Here is a 20,238-nt window from a genome sequence, read left to right as displayed (position 1 = left end):
ATGTGAAAATATCAGTTGCAATGTGTACCTATAATGGAGAAAAGTATATTGTAGAACAATTAAATAGTATTTTACATCAAACAAAAAAAGTGGATGAAATCATTATTTGTGATGATGGATCTAAAGACAGTACATTAGAAATTTGTAATAAAATTTTGAAAACAAGTAATATTGAGTATAAGTTAAAAATAAATAAAAAAAATTTAGGATTTGCTAAGAATTTTTATCAGGCAATAACACTATGTTCAGGTGATATTATTTTCTTTTGTGATCAAGATGATATTTGGAAAGAAAATAAAGTTGAATTAATGTGTCAAGTATTTAATGATAATCCAAATGCATTATTAGTATTTTCAAATGCACATATTACAAATGAAAATTTAGAGATTAAAGGTAATCTTTTTGAAAATTTGAGTTATCAAAATAGTTATTTGAATAATCAATATGAAACAGTTAATTATTTGTTGAATGATAATTTTGTTACTGGAGCAACTACAGCAATTAAGAAAGAAATATTGAATTATATAGGAGATTTAGATAATGGATGGGCTCATGATTACTGGTTTGGAATTGTTGCAGCATTGTATGGAGGTTTAAAAAATATAAATGAGCCATTAATTTATTATCGTCAGCATGATAAAAATACAATTGGAATTGGAAAAAAATATGGATTTGATAAAATAAAAAAGTTATTTTCTAAAAATAAAGAGAATAATATAGAAAATCAGTATGCAGAATTACGATTACCTCAATTAATTTATTTGGATAAATTTATTAAAGAACAAAAATTAGATGCTTGTTATCAAAAAATTTTAGATAAAAAATTAGATTTTTGGAAAAAAAGAGAACATTTTGGACAACAAGGAATTATAACTAATGTAATAATTGTAATTAAAGGAGCAATAAAAAAGGAACAAGTGAGCAATCGTAATGTTGATAAACCTATTTTAAAAGATTTTATCAAAGCAGTTGCATTAGCAAAGAGGGATAAATAGGATGAAAAAAACAATTAGTAATATTTTTTATAATTGTGCATCACAATTATTAGCAATAATTGTACCTTTAATAACCTCTCCATATATTTCAAGGGTTTTATTGCCAACTAATTTAGGAATTTATAGTTATATTGATTCTGTTGCTCAAATATTTGCAGTAATTGGTGCTTTAGGATTAACTAATTATGGTATCCGTGAAATAGCCTATGTTAAAAATAATAAAGAAAAACGATCTCAAATATTTTTTGAGATTATGATTTTAAAGATTATCCTCTTGATAATTACATTCGTGCTTTATTATGCTTTTTTTGTAGGTACACGATATGAGAAATATTCAATGTATCAATTAATTTGGTTTATTGGTAGTTTTTTAGATGTGATTTGGTTTTATAATGGTTTAGAGGATTTTAAAACAGTTGTTTTAAGAACTTGTATAATTAAAACATTCAATGTTTTATTAATCTTTTTATTAGTAAAATCACAACAAGATATTACTAAATACATCTTGATTATGGGGTTCTGCCAAGTGTTAGGGGTATTGATTTGTTATCCAAGTATGATCAAATTGATTTGTAAACCTAATTGGAAAAGAATAAAAATTATTCCTCATCTTTTAGCCACATCAAAAATAGCATTACCTCAAATTATTATCCTAGTATATTATCAAATGGATAAGATTATGCTTGAATATTTTACTCATGATTCTACTATTATTGCATTCTATGATCAAGCAGATAAAATTGTAAAAATTCCAGTTACAGCAATTACCGCAGTTTCTGCTGTAATGTTGCCTAGAAGTGCAAATCTATTTGCTAGTAATGATAGAAATCAATTAAATGAAAGTATTCGTATTACAATAAAATATACACTTTTATTAGTTTTTCCAATGACATTAGGATTAATTAGTATTGCTTATAGTTTTGTGCCATGGTTTTATGGTCCTGGATATGATGAAGTGGCACCAATTATTATTTCATTATGTCCTGTTATCATTGCTAGAGGACTATCAAGTATATCTAGTACACAATATTTAGTGCCAACTAAAAATACGAGATATCTTACTATTTCTAGTATTTTTTCTGCAATTTTGAATGTAATTGTAAATTATTTAACGATTCCAATTTGGGGTGTTTATGGTGCAGTATTAGGAACAATTTTTGCGGAATTCAGTGTAACAATTATTCAATACTATTATATGACTAAAGATATTAAATTAAATGGTTTATATAAAAGAGTATTTAAATATCTATTATTTTCATTAATTTCTGTAATACCGTGTTACTTTATTTTTATTAATTTAGGGACCCATATATATACTACAGTATTACAAATTTTTGTAGCAATTATTATTTATATGTTTTTATTAATTATAACTAAGGATGAGCTTTTGATGATTTTCACGAAAAAGGGAGTAAAGTGATGAAAAAAATATATTTTGTTTTTGATCAAATTCCTTCTGCACAAAGTGGGGGACTAATTGGAATGTATTTAAATATTTGTGAGAAATTAAAATATGATTATGATATAAATATTGTTAGTATTTATAATTGTGATGAAGATAATTTAAAATTATTTAAAGATTATAATATAATAATTACTAATAAATTTAATATTGATAATCGTTTTTTTAAAGTTATTCAATATTTAAAAAATAAGCAAATAAAAAAGGTATTTAAAGCAATTGTTAGTGTTATTATTTTCTTTTTATATATTCCAATTTGTCGTTATAAAATGGCAAAAATGTTTAGAGATGAAAAAAGAATTGTTGTCACATCACCTGCTGCTGGAATATTTATGAGTAAAAAAAATAAATTTATTCTAGAAATTCATACTAAATATGAATATTTTTGGGAGGGGAATTTTGGATCTAAATTACAAATTAAGTTAATGACAAAACCTGGCTTAATTCTTTTTAGGAGTAAGGCAGATGCAAAAAAAGCCTTGAATAAAGGTTATAATGCAGATTATATTTATAACTTTGCTGGAAATGTAATTAGGCCAGAATATAATTTTGACCAAAGAAAAAATAATTTTTTATTTATGGGAAGATTAGATAGAAATAAAAATCCTTTACGATTAATTAAAATATTTGAAAAAATAAAAGAAAGAGGTTATTCACTACATTTAGATATATATGGTTCAGGTGAATTGAAAAAAGAATTAGAAGAATATATTAATACTCATAATCTAGAGAAAATAGTTTTTTTAAAAGGTTTTACAACCAATAAAGAAATATACAATCAATATACAGCACTTTTATCAGCATCAATTAATGAAGGATTACCATTAACGGTATTAGAGGCTAAACGTTGTGGAGTACCAATTGTTACTTTTAGTTGGGGAGATTCGACAAATGAAGTTGTAAATAATGATGTTGATGGATATATTGTTGATAATGATGATGAATTTATTGAAAAAGTTATTTTATTAACTACAGAACAGAAATTACTGAAAGAAATATCAATTAATGCTGAGAATAATTATTATAATTTTTCACCTGATACTTTTAAAGATAGATATATTAATTATGTTGAAAATTATATTAGTTATTGAGTAATAGAGAAAAATTTATTATGTTAAAACTAGAAGAATATATCATGATCTAAATGAAAAGATTTATTACAGATAAAATAATTCTTACTTATAATGATTTTAAAAGATGAAGGATTTTGAATAACTGTAATTGAAGTTAATCAAAATGTCATATTTACTATAACTAATAGATGAGATGATGCTGTTTATGAAATTGTTAAGAATAGTATTGATGATTTTATATTAATGCTGAAAGAGCACTGGTAAAGAAATTGTAGAAGTTGTAAGTAATAATGATGAAATATTATAGTAATGTTTTAAAAGGATATGAGAAATTTTCTTTATAAAGTGCTTATGGAAATTGGATTAAAATATTAAACATTTTTATATTACTGTATAACTATTATGCAAGGTTGTTTATACCGTGTGTTTGATGTATAATAACAGTGCGTTTTTTATAGAATAGTAGAGGAAAATATTTGATGAAAGGAGAAAATAAACAAGTTAATGTTTATTAAATAATTATGATATATGATTATGTTATAGGAATGATATTTTATATTGTATTTATATTGTTTCTGTATTTTGTAGGTAGTTCAATATTAAAAAATGATTCAGAACCTTATCGTTTTCTTACAGGATACTTAATCTATAGTGTTTTAATTGGTGTAGGGGGAATTATAATACAGCAGTTAAATACCTCCTGGAATGTATTTTTTGGATATTTTATTTTAGTAGTTATAATATTATTAATATTTTCATTTTATAAGATTAAGAAAGAAAATATTAAATTATTTCCTCTAAGTTTAAAAAAATTTTTGAAAAATTATTGGTTTTTATTTGTAATATCTTTAATACTGATTGTAATTTCGCTCTCTTATCAGGATTGGATTTGGTTAAATAATTGTTTAGATGATGGGCAATATTTGAATAAAATGGCAACTTTACCATATATAGATAATCCTTTTATCATAGCTCCGGCCACAGGTTTATTAGGGTCTAGTAATATATTTAGACTTGATGTGTTTACTACTGGTGAACTTGAAAATTCAGTATATATGTTTTTAACCCAAGTAACTCCTTCAATATTTGCAAGAATATTCATGTCAGGTTTTAATTATTTTTTATTAGTTAATTGTATATTTGTATTTGCGGAAAAAATTATTAAATCATGCAATATTAATTATAATAAAAGTACAATTCAATACATAAGTTGTATTGTTATTTTGTTTATTTTTAATTGGGATTTTTTAAATCAAAGTGGTATTATTATGGTACAAGATTCTTGGCAGTTTAATACTGCAATGTATTATGGCTCATCCATTGTAAGGACTATGGGGATAATGTTGATAATAATACATTTTATTGATAAAGAAAAAATAGGGTTAAAAGATGTTTTAATAGTATTGCTAATTTCTATTGCATTAACATCTAAATCTATTATTGCTTTACCAGTAATTTTTACATCAGGAGTCGCTTATTTACTTAGTACATATATTATTTCAGAAAAAAAATACCGATTCATTGCAATTATGATAACATTTATATTAATAGTAATTGGGACTATTTTAGGTAATACAGAAAAAATCAGTTCAGTTATTTTAACCCAGATTTCATATAATATAGATAATTGGTTTTTAGTATTAGCTGTTATAATTTTATTAGTTAGTTTTAGTTTTAAATCAAAAGTAGTTACTAAATGTAACTTAACTATATTAATAATTGGTATATTAATAATTTTCGATCCTATTAATAATATATTTGAAAAATTATCTGTTTATGATTTTGTTGCAGCAAGGAATTTAACAACATTAATTTATACAATGATTATAATGGTAAGCATATATATATATATATTATTAAATAAATTAGAATTTATGAAAAATAAATTAGTATTGATGTATTCATTATCTACTATTTTATTAATTATTGGAGCATTGGGATCAGCCCATATTTATGAAGGGAGTATTTTATCATCATATAAAACAGTATGGCAAAACAAAGCGATTATACCTTCGTCGACAATTAAGCTAGGTAGTAAATTGACAACATTGGCTAATCAAAGAAACAAAGCGATTAATGTAATAATGCCAGAGGGGGTTATGGCTGATGGTGATATGCACTCAGTAGCAATAATTATTAGAACATTTGCTCCCCAAATTCGCTCTATTTCTGCAATTGGAAGATTTGGGACATGTGAAACAGGGGCGTTTGCGGATTATAATGCAGATGAACAGAGAATATTTGATAATTTTTTAGTTAATCCAAATACAGATACTGCAGATGAATTAGAAAAAATGCTATTAAGATATCCAATAAATTGTATTGTACTACCAACATCTGAAGATAATCTTTATCTTGAAAGTATGGGATTTGAATCATTTGATAAAATTGATGATATTAATGCAGGTGTTAGGTACAATATTTATTATAAAAAATAGTAATGAAGATAAAATATGAAAATAAAAGTTGATAAATTTTGTTTGAATTATGTTTTTTGTTGGATAATATGTTTAATTTTGATAGTTATTATTAATGTTTTTACACAGATAGCTTATTTTGGTTTATATTCAAAGGTATTAATGTTTGAAGGGAAACAAAAAATTTGATTTAAGAATTAGTTATTTTAAAAATGTAATTTTAATAGTAAATAAATGCCCTGTTTTATCAGGGCTATCTATGTTTAAAAAGAGATGAAAGGGACAGAGATGAACATGATGGAAAAAATAATTATTGAAGGTGGTCATGAATTAAATGGGACAGTAGTTATTTCTGGTGCAAAAAATGCAGCAGTAGCATTGATTCCTGCGGCAATACTTGCAGATAGTAAAGTAACTATTAGTGGAATACCAGAGATAAGTGATATTGATTATTTAAGTAATTTATTAAAAGAGCTAAACTGTGATATAAAAAAAGAAAATAATATTTTACAAATAGATCCAACAAATTTAAAAAATACTAAATTGGTTAAGGATTCTGTAGACAAGTTAAGAGCATCTTATTATTTAATGGGTGCATTATTGGGAAAATTTAAAAAAGCAATAATAAGATCATCTGGTGGCTGTTATTTAGGACCAAGACCAATTGATTTACATTTAAAAGGTTTTGAAGCTTTAGGAGCAGAGATAGAGTATAAAGATGATGTTTATATAATTACTGCAAAGCAACTAGTAGGAAATACAATCTACCTTGATTTTGCTTCTGTTGGGGCGACAATTAATATTTTATTGGCTGCAGTTAAAGCTCAGGGTCGAACAATAATAGAAAATGCAGCTAAAGAGCCTGAAATAATTGATATTGTTAATTTACTTACAAAAATGGGTGCTAAAATACAAGGTGCTGGAACAGATAAAATTGTAATAGATGGTGTAGAAACTTTACATGGGTGTTATCATGAAATGATCCCTGATCGTATTGAAGCTGGTACATTTTTAATAATAGCTGCAACAGTTGGAAGAAAAATAGAGATAAAAAATATTATTTCTCACCATCTAGAAGCATTAATATCAAAGCTGATAGAAATAGGGATACAAATGGATATCATGGAAGATAGTATTATAGTTTATGGAAGAAAAAATAATTTAAAGCCAGTAAATGTGATGACAGAAATATATCCTGGTTTTGCAACTGATTTACAACAGCCTCTAACTGTATTATTAACTCAATGTCATGGGACATCAAAAGTAGTAGAAAGAATATATCCAGAAAGATTTGGACATTGTGAGCAATTGAATTGTATGGGGGCTAAAATAGAGAAAAAAGAGGGGGAATGTAATATTATTGGACCTACTCAATTATATGGTACAGTTGTTTATGCAACTGATTTGCGTTGTGGAGCTGCGTTAATAATAGCAGCATTACTTGCAAATGGGAGTACAGAAATTAATAATGTTTATCATATTGATAGAGGTTATGCAAATATTGATAAAAAATTAATTTCTTTAGGAGCGGTTATTGAAAGGAAAATCAGGTAAAATTTATGAAGAAAATTTTAATGACCAATGCATATATTAAAAATTATACAGGTTCAGAAGTTGATACTGTAAGTATTGCAAATTATTTCGTAGAAAATGGATATTGTGTAGATATCTTTACCTTAGATAAAGGTTATCCTTTATTAAAAAGTGTTGATCATCGAGTAAGAGTAATAGATTATCTTGAAAATGAGGAATTAAATGATAGATATGATTATATTTGGGCGCATCATTATCCATTTTTAGACTTTCTTTTGTTTGATAAAAAAATAAAAGCTACATATATTCATTATTTAAGTCTGTCATCTTATGCAAATTATGAAGCATATCCAGATTATTATCAATCTCTAAGTTTAGTATCTACATTGAGTTATGAAGCTAAAGAACAAAATAGAATTGAAGGATATGATAATAAATATTTTAATATATTTCCAAATTATATTATGGAGAAAGAATTAAAGGTATTACATAATGCAAAAAATAAAATAGAAAGCATTTGTGTTGTTTCTAATCATGTTCCTAATGAAGTTGAAAGAATAAAAGCTATTTTTGAAAAAAAGGGAATAAGTGTAGATATTTATGGTAAAAAGCATATTTATAAATTGGTAAGTGCAGATTTATTGTTACAATATGATGTAATAATTTCTATTGGAAAAACAATAAATTTAGGAATAGCTTTAGGAATACCATGTTATGTTTATGATCATTTTGGAGGAGATGGTTATATTACTAAAAAAAATATTAATAATTCATTTAAGTTTAACTTTTCTGGTAGATATTCAAGATGTAAATATAGTGATATTGAATTAGTAGAAAATATTATTCAAGGATATGGGGAATGTTTAAAAGATATTGAAGAATGTCAAAAATTTGCTAAAGAACATTTTTTGTTTGAAACTATTATAAATAAAGCTTTTGAAAATATGCATAAACAACCAATGGATTATGAAAAATTATATCAAAATTATAATCTTCTATTTAGAAAATCACCATTATTTGTAAGAGAAAATGGAATTAGACAAAATTTAATTAATAAAGGTAAATTGTTTTTACAAATATATTATGCAAAAGATGGAAATTATAGTGAAAAAGAATCTATTAAAGTTGAAATAATAGATAAAACTGTAAAATTTAACAGTAAAAAATTTTCAAGATCACTAAACTTTAGAATTGATTTAGTTAATCGAGCAGGGTATAAAATTGATAATTTAATTATTAATGGTGAAAGTAATTCAATAGATAAGCTAACAACAAGTGGGTTATTAACAGTAAGCAAATCGCTAATATCAATGAATGATGATCCATGGGTAGAAATTAAAAATCTTAATTATTTAGAATTATCTTTTAATATTAGTGATTATAATGATGAAATTAGAAATAGTTATTATTCTGCAAATTATTTAAAAGTAAATGATTTAGTACATGCAGAAAAATATGTTAAAGGTTTTTTCAAACCTAAATTAGTTATTATAATAAGTGATAAAATTCAACCTGATATGTTTATTATCAAAAATGATAAAGCTGAAGTTTTGCAAGCGTTTTGTAATTATAATTTTAAAACAAATCAGACAATTATTGAAATTCCAATTAATTCAAATTGTATTCGTTGCTTTTCTAAGGTTGACATGAATGAAGAAAAGTTAATATTTGAGTATAATTGGTCTAGATTAAAGAAGATTAGAAGAAGATTATTTTCAACCTGATAATTACTAATGTATCTATGTATGCACAATAAAAATTATGTGTTAAAATATAATAAATTTGAAATTAAGCATTTATATGATATAATACGGGCAAAATATAAATGGAGGACTTATGGATATAAATAATGCGATCGAAGTTAGAAATATGACCAAATACTTCAAAATGGAATATGATAAGGCACATACTTTAAAAGAAAGACTAGTATCTTCTAGAAAAAATAAAAAAGAAGTACATACTGTTTTAAAAAATATTAATTTAGATATAAGAAAAGGTGAAAGTGTTTGTTTAATTGGAACAAATGGTAGTGGTAAATCAACACTTTTAAAATTGATGACAAAGATTATTTATCCAAATGATGGAACAATTGAAACAAATGGTAAGTTAACTTCCTTATTAGAATTAGGAGCAGGGTTTCACCCAGATTTTACTGGAAGAGAGAATATATATTTTAATGCAGCAGTATTTGGATTAACTAGAAAAGAAATAGAAAAACGCGTTGATGATATTATTGCATTTTCTGAATTAGGAGAATTTATTGATAATCCAATACGTACATATTCATCTGGGATGTATATGAGATTAGCTTTTTCGATTGCGATAAATGTAGATGCTGAGATATTATTAATTGATGAAATTTTAGCGGTTGGTGATCAACATTTTCAAGACAAATGTTTTGATAAATTAAAAGAATTACGAGATAGTGATAAAACAATTGTGATTGTTTCACATAGTTTAGATACAGTAAAAGATTTGTGTAATCGAGCAGTATGGATTTATAAAGGTGAATTTAGGTTAGATGGTGATCCAGTATATGTAATTGATGAATATTTAAAACAAGTTAAAATAGATCATAAAGAGGAAGCAAAAAAGAAACAAAAAGAAGATGATAATTATCATGGAATTATTGTTATAGATGTTCCTAAATCATTTGAAGAAATTAATTTTAAGAGAAATAGTTTTGCAGTTTCAGGATGGTATCTAAGTGATTGTATTGATCGAAAGCTGAAAGTATTTTTTGATGATGAAGAATTGACATTACATCATTTAGTAAAACGTGAAGATGTATTAATGGCATATCAGGAAAAATATGGTGGTTATGGAACAAACGATGATGAATGTGGTTTTACTTATGTTGTAGATATGAATGGTCATGAAATGGGAGAACATTTAATAATAGCACAGTTAATAGATAATAAAGGTAATATAATTTCTCAAAAGGATTTAAAAGTAAATATTATATAGAGGTATAAAAATGAAACTAATAAAAGATTTATATGAATATCGTGAATTACTGAAAACCAATGTAAAAAAAGATATTAGAGGGAAATATAAAGGATCTTTTTTAGGTATACTTTGGTCTTTTTTAAATCCTTTATTAATGGTTGTTGTATATGCAATTGTTTTTCCATATATTATGAGAATTAAAACTGAAAACTATTTACAATATCTAATTTGTGGAGTAATCCCTTGGAATTTCTTTACAACAGTAATGGGACTAGGAATGGGAAGTATTAAAAATAATGCAGGTATAGTTAATAAAGTATATTTTCCCAGAGAAATTTTACCAATATCTGCTTCTTTAAGTGGTTTAGTTAATTTTTTTATTGCATGTATTATTATTGTTTTATTCTGTGTTTTTGGAGGCTTGGGAGTAAGCTGGCATATAATTTTAGTGCCATTTATCGCAATAATTCAGTTTTTAATTACATCTGGTCTAGTATTAGGGTTAAGTGCGATTAATGTATATGTTCAGGATACTGAATATATTATCCAATTTATTATTAATATGTTATTTTATGCTACACCAATATTATATCCAGCAGAAGTATTTCCAAGTGTAATAAGATGGGTTTTAAATTTAAATCCATTTACACAAATTGTAAATGCATATCGTGATTTATTTATGTATCATACTTTACCATCACTTGCTAGTATTATTTATATACTAGTTATTGCTGGAATATGTTTTTATATCGGTTTGAAAATATTTAGAAAACTTGAAAAAGGTTTTGCAGAAGAAATTTAAATTTGGCAGGTTGATTATGAAAGAAATTATTGATATAGATTATATAAATGTTAGAGATGCCCATGTACATGGGATTATTAATCCAACCTTTATTATGTATGGAAACTGTGATTTAGAAAAATATGATTTTGAAGTTGAAGTTGATGGTGTTAAAAGGAATGCCAAATTTAAACCAGATTTAGCATCTGATAATTATGAATTAATTGTTTCATTAACAAATAATGACAAGCTTGTAAAAGTATATTTGATAGCTAATAATGAAAGACAGTTGGTTTGTATTAGAGAAAATACAAGAATGAAAAGAATTAAGTCTAAAATCCGAATGATTTTGCGAAAAATATTTGGAAATATGTCTCATCGATTTAGAAAGTTAAAATATATAATTCGTGTATTATTTAAGGAGTTAAAGTTTATATTAAAAAATCATACTTTTAAAGGTAGTATAAAAAGAGTAAAATATAATTTAAGTCGTTTAGAAGAAGAAATAACATTCTATAATTTTATGAAACAAGAAGATTATTTAGAATGGTTAGAAATCAATGAAAAAGAAGAAAAAGAAATATTATCTTTTGATTATAATCCGTTAATTAGTATTTGTATTCCTGTTTATAATGTTGAAAGAAAATATTTATCTGAATGCCTAGATTCTATTTTGAATCAAACATATCAAAATTTTGAGATTTGTTTATCTAATGATTGTTCTACATTAAAAGAAACACTAGATACATTAGCTGAGTATGAGAAAAAGGATAATAGAATTAAAGTATTTCATCGAAAAGAAAACGGGCATATTTCAAAAGCAACTAATGATGCTCTATCAATTGCATCAGGTGAATTTATTGGTTTGATGGATAATGACGATTTACTTACAAAAAATGCATTATATGAATGTGTAAGAGTATTAAATGAAAATCAGAGTTTAGATTTTATTTATAGTGATGAGGATAAAATAGACTTAGCTGGAAAAAGAAGAGATCCTCATTTTAAATCAGATTATGCACCTGATAGTATTTTAGGAAGTAACTATATTTGTCATTTTGAAATTATGAGAAAAAGTATTGTTGATAAAATCGGTGGATTTAGAGTAGGGTTAGAAGGTGCACAAGATTATGATATATTCTTACGCTTCTTTGAACAAACTACACCAGAAAGAATTTATCATATTCCTAAGATACTTTATCATTGGCGAATGATTGAGGGCTCAACTGCGGCTGAAATCGATAACAAAGGTTATGCAATTGAAAGAGGACGTCAGGCTGTAGCAGATGCTATGGAACGTAGAGGGATAAATGCTAATGTTAAAGTACATCCAAAAGTCCCATATTATATAGTTGAGTATAAATATGAAATTGAACCATTAATTTCTATCATTATTCCGACAAAAGATTACCCTGATGTAACAGAACAATGTTTAAAATCTTTATATGAAAAAACAACATATAAAAATTTTGAAGTTATTGTAATGAATAATAATAGCCAAAAAGAAGAAACATTTGCATTATTTGATAAATATAAAGGTTTGTATGATAATTTTAGAGTAATTGATGCAAACTATGAATTTAACTATTCTAAAATAAATAACCAAGGTGTAAAGGAAGCTAATGGTGAATATATAGTACTTTTAAATAATGATACTGAAATTATCACTCCAAACTGGTTAGAATTAATGGTAGGGTATGCAATGCAGCCACATATTGGAGCTGTAGGAGCTAAATTATTATATCCAGATAATACAGTACAACATGCAGGAGTAATTTTAGGAATTGGTGGAATTGCTCAACATACATTTATTGGATGTGGAAAAGAGGATCCAGGTTTTTATGGAAGATTATCTGTGCCATTTAATTATAGTGCAGTAACTGCGGCTTGTTTGATGGTATCAAAAGAAAAATTTATCGAAGCTGGTGGTTTAGAAGAATATTTACAAGTAGCTTTCAATGATATCGATTTTAATTTAAAATTATTAGAAAAAGGTTACTACAATGTATGTTTAAATCATGTGGAATTATATCATCATGAATCAAAATCTAGAGGATTAGATACTACAAGTGAAAAATACAAGAGATTTGTTTCAGAGCATGATTATATGAAAGATAAATGGTCAAATGTTTTATTTGATGATAAGTTTTATAACCCAAACTTTAGTTTAAAAAAAGCGTTTGTGTTAGATAGAAAATAGGAGGAAAACATCTATGAAATTATTAGTAACTGGTGTTAAAGGTCAATTAGGGCATGATATTGTAAATGAATGCAAAAAAAGAAATATTGAAGCAATTGGTGTAGATGTCGAAGAAATGGATATTACAGATTCTAAAAAGGTAGAAGAAATAATTAAATCTGGAAATTATGATGCTATAGTTCACTGTGCTGCATGGACAGCAGTAGATAAAGCAGAGGATGAGGTTGAAGCATGTACTAAAGTAAATGTAGATGGAACTAAAAATATTGCTAAGGTTTGCAAAGAATTAGATATCCCAATAATGTATTTTTCTACAGATTATGTATTTGATGGACAAGGAGATCAGCCTTGGAATGAATATGATAAAAGAAATCCATTAAATGTGTATGGTCAAACTAAATATGAAGGGGAATTAGCAGTTGAAGCTTTAGAAAAGCATTTTATTGTTAGAATTGCCTGGGTATTTGGTGTTAATGGTAATAACTTTATTAAAACTATGCTTCGTTTAGGAAAAGAAAGAGGGGCAGTAAGTGTTGTAAATGATCAAATTGGATCACCAACATATACATATGATCTATCTAAATTAGCAGTAGATATGATTTTAACTGACAAATATGGAACCTATCATGCAACTAATGAGGGATTATGCTCATGGTATGAATTTGCATGTGAAATATTCAAACAAGCAAAAATGGATGTTGAGGTTACTCCAGTAGATTCAAATGCTTTTCCAGCTAAAGCTAAAAGACCAAGCAATAGTAGAATGTCAAAAGAAATGTTAGATAAAAATGGATTTAAACGTTTACCTACATGGCAAGATGCTTTAGGTAGATATTTAGAGAAAATTGAAAAATAAGTATGACTAAAATTAGAAGCAGATATCTTGCTTCTTCTTTTTTATAAAAAAATCACGCAATGCGTGATCAAGTATAATTTTAATTTTTATCGTTGTCTAAAATATATGCTTCAAAATCATGAAATACACGCTCAGATGGTTTAGGTAATTCCATATAGTTTCCATACATATTTGTTAGATATTCGTCATAACCAGCTGGAATAGGAAAAAATTCATCTCCAAATTGGTATTCTAAAGTCTCAGCATAAACTGATTTATCAAATATTTCTCTATATTGATTTGGCCACACTAAATTACCAATATAATTAGAATCATAATTTTTAACAAGTGATAATATTTTTGTAACCCAATATTTATTGTCTTTATTAAAGCAAACAATTGAATAAAATATTTTAGCAAAAAAAGCAATTATTTTTTTTAATGGTGTTGATAAATTCCCTGATACATAGATTTTATTAAAAAATTTATAATTTGAATGTTTTTTTACTACTTTTTTTATTTCAGGACTAGTTTTTGGAAATTCATCTAATGGGAAGATATCAATCCATACTCCTAAACAATATTCTTTTTTTATATCTTTTTCATATACAATAGTATTAGTATCAACAACTTTAATATATGGATAAATATAATTATCATCTAATGGCAGACAGAATTTATAAGAAGTATTTTCAATATATCTATCTTCCTTTACTAATTCTATTAGTTTATCATATGAATTTCTTGGAATACAGATATCAATATCATCATCCCAAGGTATGAAACCTTTGTGACGTATAGCACCTAATAAAGTTCCACCACATAAATAATATATTATATTATTTTCCTGAGCAAAATTTTTAAATGCTTTTAAAATATTTAATTCTAATGATTGTATGTCTTGAGAAGAAATTTGTTTCATTTTATCGTTCCTTTTTATCTTTATTACAAAATATCTTAACATAGGTTGTAGAATTCTTAAAGAATTTATTAATAATTATTAATAAATATTTAAGATATAATTAATAAAAATTTAGATTTAAAATTTAAACACTTAAAAGAAATTGATTATTAAAAATAAAAATGCTAGTATTAGTTATAATTGATACTAGTTTTTTATAAAAAATAAAGTGTGGTGGGATTATGAAAATATCAATAATTATGGCTGTTTATAATGGTGAAAAATATCTAATTAGACAACTTAGATCAATTATTAATCAAACAAAAAAAATAGAAGAAGTTATTTTGATAGATGATTGTTCAAAAGATAAATCAGTTGAAATAATTGAAGAATTTATTAAAAAAAATAAGTTATATAATTGGAAACTAATTATAAATAAAAAAAATTTAGGATATAAAAATAATTTTAAAAAAGGATTATCATTAGTAAATGGAGATATTATATTTTTAGCAGATCAAGATGATATATGGCATACTGATAAAGTTGAAAAGATTCTAGCAGTGATGAATAACGATATATTGGCGATATCATCAAGTTTTAATTTCATAAACCAAAATGATGAGCCATTCACAATTAAACAAAGTAAAAATAAATCAAATAATAATATAATTGATTTTAAAATAACAAAAAAATTAACTGAGATTGATTTAAAGTATCTTTTGAGAAATAATATTGCTCAAGGGTGTACAATGGCAGTTAGAAAAGAATTAGTTAATGAATATTTGCAGGTTACTAAAGGTAAATTGCCACATGATTGGGATTTGAATTTAATTGCTTCAATACATAATGGGTGTTATTTTTATAATGAGAAATTAATTGATTATCGAATTCATGATGCTAATACAATTGGATTGGATGAAGTTGATGAAACTTTTTTAGAAAATAAAGATAAACGAACTAAAGATAGAATCAGCTATTTAGAATCAGAATTAGAAAATATTGAATATGTACTAAATTTAGATTTAACATCTCAGGATCGTGAAATGTGTTTAAGAAATAAGAGATATTTAAAAGATCGAATTAAATATATTAAAAAAGCAAAGATATTTAAATTAGTTAAATATTATATTAGTGGAAAATATCATGAATTTGGAAGATTAAAAACATTTTTAGGTGATATAGTAAGTATAGTAAGAAAAAATGATTTAGGAGAAAAAAATGATTAGTATAATAATACCTGTGTATAATGTCGAACTGTATCTCGATAAATGTTTACAAAGTGTAGTAAACCAAACATATCGAAATATTGAAATAATTCTAATTGATGATGGAGCTAGTGATAATAGTGGGATCATTTGTGATAGGTGGCAAAAAAAAGATAGTAGAATAAAAGTTATTCATAAAACTAATGGTGGCTTGTCGAGTGCAAGAAATGTTGGAATTGAACATGCTAATGGCGAATATTTAATGTTTATTGATAGTGACGATATTGTATCAGATGAATTGTGCAGGATACTTATTGAGATGATGAAAAATAATGATGCTGATATATCAATTTGTAACGCAAAACATATTTTTGATGATGTTGTTAGCTTTAAAAGTACTGGGAAGCTTCATTTCTATAATCGTAATAATGCAATATGTGAGCTTTGGTATCAAAAAAGTTTTTTACCAAGTGCTTGGGGTAAATTGTATAAAAGAGAATTATTTAAAAATATTAGGTTTACAGAAGGAATAATTTTTGAGGATATTGATATAATGCATGAATTATTTTATCAATGTAATAAAATTATTTATGGAGAAATGGAATTATATGGATATGTACATCATGAAAATAGTATAACGACTAAAAAATATTCAAAGAAAGATAATGTTATTTTAAATATATGTGATAAAATATGTGAGTTTGCTAGTGATAAAGATATTAATCTGCAAAATGCTGCTAAATCATATAATGTAGCAGGAGCTTTAAGGGTTTATTTAAATGCACCAAATACTTTTGAATATAAAGATACAATTGAAAAAGCAAAAAAAATAATTAGAAAATATGGAAAAGATGTATTAAAAGATCAAAATATTAGAAAGAAAAATAGATATGCACTGTACATATATATTTATTTACGACCTTTATTAAAAGTTGTATATAAAAGAGTGGATAGGTGGAAATAATGATGCAATACGATTTATCGATAATAATTCCATTTTATAATGGAAATAATGAATTATCAAAGTTATTATCTGCTTTAGAGATAGCAATTAAACAGATAGATAAAATAAAAGTAGAAATAATCATAGTTAATGATAGTCCAAATTGTAAGGTAAATTACCAGGGATTTGAGAGATTAAATATAAAGATAATAACTAATCATAAAAATATAGGGATTCATGGTTCTAGAGTTAATGGTATTTTAAATTCAAGTGGAAATTATATTTTTATGATTGATCAAGATGATCTAATTAAAGAAAATGCACTAGTATCACAGTTTACAAAAATCAAAGATAATGACATGATTATTGCAAATGGTTTTGATGAAAATCCACTCAATTATGGAATGATATATCATAGTAGAAAACATCAAGAGAAAAGCCAAAATTTAAAGTATTATTTTAAAATCGGATGTATGATTGTTTCACCAGGGCAATGTATTATAAAAAAAGATGCAATTGCAAAAGAATGGTTAGAATATAGAGTGAAAACTAACGGTGCTGATGATTTACTCTTATGGATTTTAATGTTAAAAAATAATTGTAAAATAACTATAAATTATGAAAATTTGTATATTCATACTTATTCTGGTAAAAATGTATCAAGTGATTTTGATAAAATGGTAATTTCATCAAATGAAGTTATTGAATTTTTATATGATAAAAATTTTATATCAGAAAGTGAAAAGAAAACATATATACGACGTTTGAATATGCGAAGATTTTATGAAAGTAAATCCAAGATAAAAAAAATTATTGCAATGTTGCTTTATCCAGATATTACCTGGTATTTGATTAAAATGAAGTTAGAATAAAAAAATATTGTCGCAAAATTAAAATTAGTGTAATATATAGATGTGTTATGTGACATGGAGGAAAATAAAATGTTAAAAAAACTATGTACTTTGGTTATTACATCAGGACTTATTTTAGGATTAACTGGATGTAGCAAATTAGATGAAAAAGATGATAAAGCTGATAAAAAAGATAATGATGTTGAGGAAGTAAATGTTGATATTAAAACAGTAGATGATTTTCAAGAGTCACAAGGTTTAATCAAATATTTTACAATTGAAGATAAAAACTTTTCTATTCCTGAAACTGTTGGTGAATATGCTAACTATTTAAGTCAATTAGGAACTGTTACATTGAATGATACTGGAAATTCAGTAGAAGATGAAGAAATAGATGCAAATGGAATATCTGCTATGGTTGCTTATCTTAATGTTGAAACAGAAGATGGAGAATCACAACGTTTTCCAGTTAGATACAAAAATGATTTTGATAAAGAAATTTCAGTAGCACAAGCAAAAGTAACCCAGATTGAAGTAAAATATGATGGTTTATCTTCATTTGATTATGAAAAAGTTTTTAACTCAGTTGAAGTAGTTACTGAAGATTATACATTTAAAATGGATGGAAAAGTAAATCTGCATAAGTTCTATAATATTTTAGGTGATCCAGAACATGCAACAGATGGAAGATTAGATTATAGTGATTCATTAGGATATTCATATACTTTTGATTGTTGTAATGAAAATAGAAAAGGAATTTTTAGAGGTTTTATTATTAAATATCCTCAACCAGTTGAATAAAACATAAATAAAAAGATTGGCTTTTTGCCAAGTCTTTTTATTAAATGGAGGTAAATATGAAAAATGTATTTATAATTGGATCCAAAGGTATTCCAGCAAATTATGGTGGTTTTGAAACATTTGTAGAAAAGTTAACAGAAAATAAGATAAATAAAGAAATAAAGTATCATGTAGCTTGTATGGGGGAGAATAATGAGGAGTTTCAATACAATAATGCAAGATGTTTTAAAGTAAGTGTACCAGATATTGGTCCAGCAAAAGCTGTTTTGTACGATCTTTATGCACTTAAAGAAGTAATGAAGTATATTAAAACAAATAATTTAAATGGATCAATTGTATATATATTGGCATGTAGAATTGGACCATTTATAAATCATTATAAAAAACAATTACATAAGTTAGATTGTTTTTTGTATGTGAATCCAGATGGTCATGAATGGAAAAGAGCTAAATGGAATATTTTTATAAAAAAATATTGGAAATTATCAGAGCGATTAATGATTAAAAACTGTGATCTGGCAATATGTGATTCTGTTGGCATTGAAAATTATATTAAAAAGGATTATAAAAAATATAAGCCAAATACAACCTATATTGCTTATGGTGCTAACATAGATAATAATTTTATGATAAATCAAGAAAAACTAGATGAGTGGTATAAGAGTAATAAAATAGAAAAAAATAATTATTATTTAATCGTAGGAAGATTTGTTCCAGAAAATAATTTTGAAATAATGATTAGGGAATTTATGATTTCCAATTCAAAAAAGGATTTGGTAATTATTACTAATCTTGAAAATAATAAATTTTATGATAATCTTAAAAAAAATACAGATTTTGAAAAAGATTTAAGAATTAAATTTGTAGGAACTGTATATGATCAGGAATTATTAAAGGCAATAAGAATAAATGCTTATGCGTATATTCATGGACATTCAGTTGGTGGAACAAATCCATCATTATTAGAAGCTATGGCAACAACAAAAATTAATTTGTTATTAAATGTTGATTTTAATATTGAAGTTGGTAGTAGTGCAGCAATATATTGGGGAAAACAAATAAATAGTTTAGCAGATATTATAAACAATGTAGAGACATTTTCTAATGAATATATTCAAAAATTAGGAAATGAAGCTAAACAAATAATCCAAGATCGATATTCATGGGATTTAATTATAAATAAATATGAGGCGTTGTTTTTAAATAGAATTTAATAATTTTAAAAGTAGGTTTTATATAGGAAACCTATTTTTTATTAATACATTTTCTGGTAATATTTGACATGTAAAATG

Annotated in this window: 16 protein-coding genes; 15 read left to right on the top strand and 1 reads right to left on the bottom strand. The window is 25.2% G+C overall.

From position 1 onward, the window contains the following. Nucleotides 1-2 precede the first annotated feature (2 nt). From BMW96_RS07655 to rfbD, 10 genes are all read left to right on the top strand, one after another. A complete protein-coding gene (locus BMW96_RS07655; RefSeq protein WP_092354137.1) occupies nucleotides 3-995 on the top strand; it encodes a glycosyltransferase family 2 protein in 993 nt (330 codons plus the stop codon). Between the two features lies 1 nt (nucleotide 996). Then, nucleotides 997-2,415: an oligosaccharide flippase family protein gene (locus BMW96_RS07650; RefSeq protein WP_092354136.1), complete on the top strand. Its 1,419-nt coding sequence runs from the start codon at nucleotides 997-999 to the stop codon at nucleotides 2,413-2,415. Continuing rightward, on the top strand, nucleotides 2,415-3,548 hold the full coding sequence (locus BMW96_RS07645) for a glycosyltransferase (protein WP_092354134.1): 1,134 nt from the start codon (nucleotides 2,415-2,417) through the stop codon (nucleotides 3,546-3,548). Before BMW96_RS07650 ends, BMW96_RS07645 begins: the two co-directional genes overlap by 1 nt. 905 nt (nucleotides 3,549-4,453) lie before the next feature. Next, nucleotides 4,454-5,968, top strand: a complete 1,515-nt coding sequence (locus BMW96_RS07640; RefSeq protein WP_143050724.1) for a hypothetical protein — start codon at nucleotides 4,454-4,456, stop codon at nucleotides 5,966-5,968. 273 nt (nucleotides 5,969-6,241) lie between these two features. Continuing rightward, nucleotides 6,242-7,501 carry a UDP-N-acetylglucosamine 1-carboxyvinyltransferase gene (locus BMW96_RS07635; RefSeq protein WP_092354151.1) on the top strand — a complete coding sequence of 420 codons (1,260 nt, stop codon included), beginning with the start codon at nucleotides 6,242-6,244 and terminating at the stop codon, nucleotides 7,499-7,501. A 5-nt stretch (nucleotides 7,502-7,506) separates the two neighbouring features. Next, nucleotides 7,507-9,204, top strand: a complete 1,698-nt coding sequence (locus BMW96_RS07630) for a hypothetical protein (RefSeq protein WP_092354130.1) — start codon at nucleotides 7,507-7,509, stop codon at nucleotides 9,202-9,204. A gap of 112 nt (nucleotides 9,205-9,316) precedes the next feature. Then, nucleotides 9,317-10,447, top strand: coding sequence for an ABC transporter ATP-binding protein (locus tag BMW96_RS07625; protein WP_092354128.1), 1,131 nt, complete (start codon nucleotides 9,317-9,319; stop codon nucleotides 10,445-10,447). Between the two features lie 10 nt (nucleotides 10,448-10,457). Further along, a complete protein-coding gene (locus tag BMW96_RS07620; protein WP_092354126.1) occupies nucleotides 10,458-11,231 on the top strand; it encodes an ABC transporter permease in 774 nt (257 codons plus the stop codon). 16 nt (nucleotides 11,232-11,247) lie between these two features. Beyond that, nucleotides 11,248-13,410 (top strand): glycosyltransferase family 2 protein, encoded by a 2,163-nt coding sequence (locus tag BMW96_RS07615; RefSeq protein ID WP_244881284.1) that lies wholly within the window; start codon nucleotides 11,248-11,250, stop codon nucleotides 13,408-13,410. Nucleotides 13,411-13,423: 13 nt separating this feature from the next. Further along, nucleotides 13,424-14,266 (top strand): dTDP-4-dehydrorhamnose reductase, encoded by an 843-nt coding sequence (gene rfbD / locus BMW96_RS07610; RefSeq protein WP_092354122.1) that lies wholly within the window; start codon nucleotides 13,424-13,426, stop codon nucleotides 14,264-14,266. Nucleotides 14,267-14,345: 79 nt separating this feature from the next. On the opposite strand, the gene BMW96_RS07605 is transcribed toward rfbD, so the two are convergent. Then, nucleotides 14,346-15,167 carry a LicD family protein gene (locus BMW96_RS07605; protein WP_157796095.1) on the bottom strand — a complete coding sequence of 274 codons (822 nt, stop codon included), beginning with the start codon at nucleotides 15,165-15,167 and terminating at the stop codon, nucleotides 14,346-14,348. A 221-nt stretch (nucleotides 15,168-15,388) separates the two neighbouring features. Here BMW96_RS07605 and BMW96_RS07600 point away from each other — a divergent pair, with 221 nt between their 5' ends. The 5 genes from BMW96_RS07600 to cps2T all read left to right on the top strand — a co-directional run bounded on the left by BMW96_RS07600 (nucleotide 15,389) and on the right by cps2T (nucleotide 20,160). Beyond that, nucleotides 15,389-16,372 carry a glycosyltransferase gene (locus tag BMW96_RS07600; RefSeq protein WP_092354118.1) on the top strand — a complete coding sequence of 328 codons (984 nt, stop codon included), beginning with the start codon at nucleotides 15,389-15,391 and terminating at the stop codon, nucleotides 16,370-16,372. Further along, complete coding sequence (locus tag BMW96_RS07595; protein WP_092354116.1) at nucleotides 16,365-17,315, top strand: glycosyltransferase family 2 protein; 951 nt, start codon at nucleotides 16,365-16,367, stop codon at nucleotides 17,313-17,315. Before BMW96_RS07600 ends, BMW96_RS07595 begins: the two co-directional genes overlap by 8 nt. Further along, on the top strand, nucleotides 17,315-18,166 hold the full coding sequence (locus tag BMW96_RS07590) for a glycosyltransferase family 2 protein (protein WP_092354115.1): 852 nt from the start codon (nucleotides 17,315-17,317) through the stop codon (nucleotides 18,164-18,166). Before BMW96_RS07595 ends, BMW96_RS07590 begins: the two co-directional genes overlap by 1 nt. 69 nt (nucleotides 18,167-18,235) lie before the next feature. Continuing rightward, nucleotides 18,236-18,946 carry a hypothetical protein gene (locus BMW96_RS07585; protein ID WP_092354113.1) on the top strand — a complete coding sequence of 237 codons (711 nt, stop codon included), beginning with the start codon at nucleotides 18,236-18,238 and terminating at the stop codon, nucleotides 18,944-18,946. Between the two features lie 56 nt (nucleotides 18,947-19,002). Further along, on the top strand, nucleotides 19,003-20,160 hold the full coding sequence (gene cps2T, locus BMW96_RS07580) for a beta 1-4 rhamnosyltransferase Cps2T (RefSeq protein WP_092354111.1): 1,158 nt from the start codon (nucleotides 19,003-19,005) through the stop codon (nucleotides 20,158-20,160). The last annotated feature ends 78 nt before the right edge of the window (nucleotides 20,161-20,238 follow it).

The sequence above is a fragment of the Thomasclavelia cocleata genome (genome assembly GCF_900102365.1).
Taxonomy (GTDB): Bacteria; Bacillota_I; Bacilli_A; order Erysipelotrichales; family Coprobacillaceae; genus Thomasclavelia; species Thomasclavelia cocleata.
The sequence above is the reverse complement of the archived record's forward strand: the minus strand, read 5'-3'. Positions and strand labels throughout refer to the sequence as shown.

Excerpts from the sequence above, each read along its gene's own strand:
- BMW96_RS07630 (WP_092354130.1), top strand. The coding sequence starts at position 7,507 with ATGAAGAAAATTTTAATGACCAATGCATATATTAAAAATTATACAGGT.
- rfbD (WP_092354122.1), top strand. The coding sequence starts at position 13,424 with ATGAAATTATTAGTAACTGGTGTTAAAGGTCAATTAGGGCATGATATT.
- BMW96_RS07620 (WP_092354126.1), top strand. The coding sequence starts at position 10,458 with ATGAAACTAATAAAAGATTTATATGAATATCGTGAATTACTGAAAACC.
- BMW96_RS07650 (WP_092354136.1), top strand. The coding sequence starts at position 997 with ATGAAAAAAACAATTAGTAATATTTTTTATAATTGTGCATCACAATTA.
- BMW96_RS07635 (WP_092354151.1), top strand. The coding sequence starts at position 6,242 with ATGATGGAAAAAATAATTATTGAAGGTGGTCATGAATTAAATGGGACA.
- BMW96_RS07645 (WP_092354134.1), top strand. The coding sequence starts at position 2,415 with ATGAAAAAAATATATTTTGTTTTTGATCAAATTCCTTCTGCACAAAGT.
- BMW96_RS07585 (WP_092354113.1), top strand. The coding sequence starts at position 18,236 with ATGTTAAAAAAACTATGTACTTTGGTTATTACATCAGGACTTATTTTA.
- BMW96_RS07605 (WP_157796095.1), bottom strand. The coding sequence starts at position 15,167 with ATGAAACAAATTTCTTCTCAAGACATACAATCATTAGAATTAAATATT.
- BMW96_RS07615 (WP_244881284.1), top strand. The coding sequence starts at position 11,248 with ATGAAAGAAATTATTGATATAGATTATATAAATGTTAGAGATGCCCAT.
- BMW96_RS07595 (WP_092354116.1), top strand. The coding sequence starts at position 16,365 with ATGATTAGTATAATAATACCTGTGTATAATGTCGAACTGTATCTCGAT.
- BMW96_RS07625 (WP_092354128.1), top strand. The coding sequence starts at position 9,317 with ATGGATATAAATAATGCGATCGAAGTTAGAAATATGACCAAATACTTC.
- cps2T (WP_092354111.1), top strand. The coding sequence starts at position 19,003 with ATGAAAAATGTATTTATAATTGGATCCAAAGGTATTCCAGCAAATTAT.
- BMW96_RS07590 (WP_092354115.1), top strand. The coding sequence starts at position 17,315 with ATGATGCAATACGATTTATCGATAATAATTCCATTTTATAATGGAAAT.
- BMW96_RS07600 (WP_092354118.1), top strand. The coding sequence starts at position 15,389 with ATGAAAATATCAATAATTATGGCTGTTTATAATGGTGAAAAATATCTA.